Annotated in this window: 3 protein-coding genes; 2 read left to right on the forward strand and 1 reads right to left on the reverse strand. The window is 64.4% G+C overall.

Features of this window, described 5'->3' with window-relative positions; all coding sequences use genetic code 11:
• The first annotated feature begins 344 nt into the window (after positions 1-344).
• Positions 345-2450: an alkaline phosphatase gene (locus tag ACYVDE_RS15200; protein WP_460502387.1), complete on the forward strand. Its 2106-nt coding sequence runs from the start codon at positions 345-347 to the stop codon at positions 2448-2450.
• 174 nt (positions 2451-2624) lie between these two features.
• Here ACYVDE_RS15200 and ACYVDE_RS15205 read toward each other — a convergent pair whose 3' ends face one another.
• Entirely contained in the window at positions 2625-3539 is a 915-nt protein-coding gene (locus ACYVDE_RS15205) for a class I SAM-dependent methyltransferase (protein ID WP_460502388.1), read from the reverse strand.
• Positions 3540-3667: 128 nt separating this feature from the next.
• Here ACYVDE_RS15205 and ACYVDE_RS15210 point away from each other — a divergent pair.
• Positions 3668-4519 (forward strand): YpdA family putative bacillithiol disulfide reductase (locus ACYVDE_RS15210; RefSeq protein ID WP_460502389.1); only part of this gene is annotated, 852 nt, incomplete at its 3' end.

The raw sequence follows: 4519 nt of genomic DNA on the forward strand, positions 1-4519 counted from the left end.
CGTGCAGCAGGGCCACCGGCCGTTCGCGGCCGGCCACCGCATACCGGGGGCGGGGCCGGGAGTGGGCCGTGTTGCAAAAGCTCAGCAGCGACAGCCCCAGCAAAACCGGGCAGAAGCGAGAAGCAGGAGAAAGGAGCGCAGAAAAAAACATGCGTAAACCGGCATAGCGAGGGTGGCTGCAAAGGTATAATTGATGGAATAAGGTGCTGATTAGCTAATTATTATCAAAACAACCGCTTCGATTTTTATTGGTAACGAAGGGTTGATGCGGCCGTAACGGCGGCCTCACGGCGGGCCGGGAATTTTGCGGCTGTAACCCAGTCACCTCATTCTTTCAGGAATTTATGAACGCGAAAATGTTACTCAGCGGCGGCTTGCTGCTGGCGGCCCTGGCCGGGCAGGAAGCCCGCGCCCAGGCCGCCAACAACAACGTCATCATCTACATCGGCGACGGCTTTGGGCTGGCCCCCAAAACGGCGGCGCGCATGGCCATGGGCCAGGGCACCACCGGCAAGCGCTTCGCCTCCGACGCCGGCTTCCAGGTGCTCAGCCTCGACAAGCTCAGGTACAACGCCACCGTGACCACGCACTCGCTCAACTCGTGGATTACGGACTCGGCCCCCGGCGCTTCGGTGTACGCCTGCGGCAAGCCCGGCAAGCAGGACAACGAGGTGATTTCGCTGAACCCCGGCTCGGGCGCGGCCATCGAAACCATTCTGGAAAACGCCAAGAAGCAGGGCTACGCCGTGGGCCTCGTGAGCACGGCCCGCATCACGCACGCCACGCCGGCCGCCTTCGCCAGCCACATCTGGTACCGCGACCTCGAGGACTACATTGCCGCCCAGTACATCGCCTCCACCCAGCCGCAGTACGAGGCCATCTTCAACAGCAGCCCCACGGCCTCGTACCGCTACACGGCAGCCCGCGACTGGGTGCTGCCCACCCCGAAAGTGGGCGTGGAGCTCGACGTGATTCTGGGCGGCGGCGCCCGCCACTTCCTGCCCCGCACCCGCACGGCGGCCAGCGCCTACGAAACCATCGTGGACCGCAACGGCGCCCCCGTCATCGACCCCGCCACCGGCGCTGCCGCCACCCTGCGCGGCAACCGCGCCGACGACGTGGACCTGGTGAGCTACGCCGTGAACCAGCGCAACTACGGCTTCGTGAACAGCCGCGATGCCCTCAACAACCTCGACCTGAGCCAGTACGGCGTGGGCGGCAAGAAGCTGCTGGGCCTGTTCAACGCCTCGCACGTGAACTACGAGCAGGACCGCCAGACCAGCGCCGCCTGGGAGCCCTCGCTGGCCGAGATGACCCACATGGCCATCGAAGTGCTCAAGGCCAAGAGCAACGGCAAGGGCTTCTTCCTGATGGTGGAGGCCGGCCGCATCGACCACCTCGAGCACGCCAACGCCGGCGGCATCTCGGTGGTGGCCAACGCGGCGGGCGCCAACCAGTACACCGTGGAAGTAGACCGCCCCGCCTACGTGGGCGGCGGCGACGCCACCTACACGGCCACGCCCGGCACGGCCCGCACCACCGGCGTGTACGCCTCCGACTACATGATTAAGGAGGTGCTGGCCTTCGACTACGCCGTGGCCGAGGGCCGCGCCCTGCTCGCCACCCCCGCCACCACCGGCAACACGCTCCTCTTCAGCACTTCCGACCACGAGTGCGGCGGCTTTGCCGTAACGGGCCTGCACGACGAGGCCGACGCCCAGCAGAACGGCACCAAAATCCGGACCTACTCGGGCCAGATTACCAAGTCGGTAGCTGCGGAAGCCGGCTGGGCTACGCCCACCAACCTGGTGCGCGGCGACGGCGGCCCCGGCGGCTGGTTCCCCGACTACGTGCTGAACACCTTCCAGGGCAAGCAGTACCCGCAGCCGGCCTCGGCCACGGGCAGGCGCATTGTGGTGGCCTACGGCTCGAACCCCCTCACCAACGGCAACGGCACCCGCGCCAGCACCGGCGTGGGCAGCAACCAGGGCGGCACCCCCGGCAACCACACGCCCCAGGACATCTGGGTGGGCGCCGAAGACAACACCAACAACCCCCTGCACGCCGCCGCCATCGCCGGCCAGGGCCTGCTGGATAATACCTCGCTCACGCCCATCATGGCCCGCTTCCTGGGCCTGAGCAGCTTCTTGAACACCATCACGCTGCGCGCCGCGCCTGCTGCGGCCAGCGAGCTGCCCGCTCTGCAGCTCAGCCCCGTGCCTTTCCTCAACCAGTTCGAAGTGGGCTTCACGCTGCCCACTGCCGGCGCCGTTACCGTCGAGCTGTTCGACGAGCTGGGCCGCCGCGTGCAGAGCGTGGTGAGCAACCAGAATTTCGGCACCGGCACCCACACGGTGGCCGTGGACGGCAGCCGCCTGCGCGCCGGCCTCTACATCACCGCCGTCACCGTGAACGGGCAGGTGCTGAGCAAGCGCACGATTAAGCTGTAACCTCACCCCCAGCCCCTCTCCCGCGGAGAGGGTAGCCACAGATGCATAGGAATATAAAGAAAATCCCGGCTCATTTTTGAGCTGGGACTTTTCTATTAAAATCCCCTCTGCTTTCACCAGGCTCCCCTCCTCACCGGGGAGGGGCCGGGGTGGGATTTCCGGCGTCTGGGGCCGCTACTTCACGTTACGCGCTACCACGAACATGCGGTCGCCAAACCGGCCGGTCAGCTTGTTCAGGTAGTACGTGGGGTACTGGCCGGCCAGCTTGCTGGCTTTTTCCACCAAGCTGCCGCCCAGGCGAATGTTCTTCGGCGGCTTCACCGGGTTCAGCAGCTCCACCACTTCGAAGCCCTGCTTCTTCAGCATCTTGCTAATGGTGGCGGGCGTGAACTCAAACAGGTGATAGGGCGGAATATCCATCTTGCGCTCCTTGCCCAGGGCGGCGTAGGCCGCAAAGCCCAGGCGCACGGTGGGCAGATTGAGGGTGGCGGGCAGGGCCAGCACCAGCAGCCCGACCGGCTCCAGAATGCGGTGGAACTTGGCCAGCGTGGCGCTGGGCGAGAGCAGGTGCTCCAGCACGTCGCCCATGTAGGCCAGGTCGAACTGGTTTTCGTGGAAGTCTTCGGTGGTTTCGATGTTGCCCGTGACGACGGGCAGGTGCAGCTCGCGGCGGGCAAAGTCGGCGGCGTGCTCCGATATCTCCAGGCCGTGCGCTTCCCAGCCCAGTGCCTCCAGGCTTTTGAGGGTGTAGCCGGGGCCGCAGCCCACGTCGAGGTAGCGGAACTTGCGGCCGGGGTACTTGGCCAGGATGTAGTTGGTGAACTTGTCGGCCCGAACGTGGTTTAGAGCACTCTGCTTCTGGCCTTCTTCGATGAAGGTGACTTCCTGCTGGGTGCGGTCGTAGTTGGGGCGCTCGGTGAAATAGTCTTTGCCGTAGAGCCGTTCCAGCTGCGCGGGCGTGGGCTGGGGGTGCAGGAACATCAGGGCGCAGCTGCGGCACTGGGTACCCTGCAGCCGCTGGCCTTCAAATTCGTAATAGAAAGGCAGCTTCTTAAAATTGGTGCTGCCGCACAAGTCGCAGGTACGCATAGAAGTAGCGCGAACGTTGTAGTTCGCGTTGCCGCACGGTCAAATTCGCAACAACAACGCAAGGACGCGAACTGCAAAGTTCGCGCTACTTCGCTCAAGATTCGCCAAGTGAAACTTGGCGCTACCTTATGCTCGACGTTCTCATCATCGGTGCCGGCCCCGTAGGCATCGCCTGCGCCCTCGAAGCTCAGCGCAAAGGCCTCAAAACGGCCATCGTGGAAAAAGGCGCGCTGGTCAATTCCATCGTGGGCTACCCCACCAATATGGAGTTTTTCTCTACGCCCGAGTTGCTCGAAATCGGCGGGTATCCTTTTCCCACAGCCCATTACAAGCCTCTGCGCGAAGACGCCCTCGACTACTACCAGCGCGTGGCCCGCAGCGAAAACCTGGATATCCGTCTGCACGAAACCGTGCGGAAGCTCGACGGCGAGCAGGGGAATTTCAGCATCACAACTAACCGCGGCGAAATCCAGACGCGTAATGTCGTCATTGCTACCGGCTTCTACGATTTGCCCAATTTGCTGGGCGTGCCCGGCGAAGACCTGCCGCACGTCAGCCACTACTACAAGGAGCCCTACCAGCACGTGCTCCAGCACGTCGTCGTCATCGGGGCCAAAAACTCTTCGGCCAAGGCCGCGCTGCAGCTCACCCGCGCGGGCGCCAAGGTCACGCTCCTCGTGCGCGGCCCCGAAATCAGCAATTCGGTGAAATACTGGATTCGGCCCGACCTCATCAACCGCATTGCCGAAGGCCGTATCGCGGCGCATTTCAACACCAGCATCACTGCTATCACGCCCGAAGCCATCGAAGTCCTCACGCCCGACGGCCCCCTGACGATTCCCACCGATTTCGTGTACGCCCTCACCGGCTACCACCCCGATGAGGCCCTGCTTGGCCGCCTCGGCATCGAGCCCGACCCCGCCGACGAAGCCCGCGCCCCGCTCTTCGACCCCGCCACCCACGAAACCTCCCGGCCCGGG

Source organism: Hymenobacter agri, from assembly GCF_054778495.1.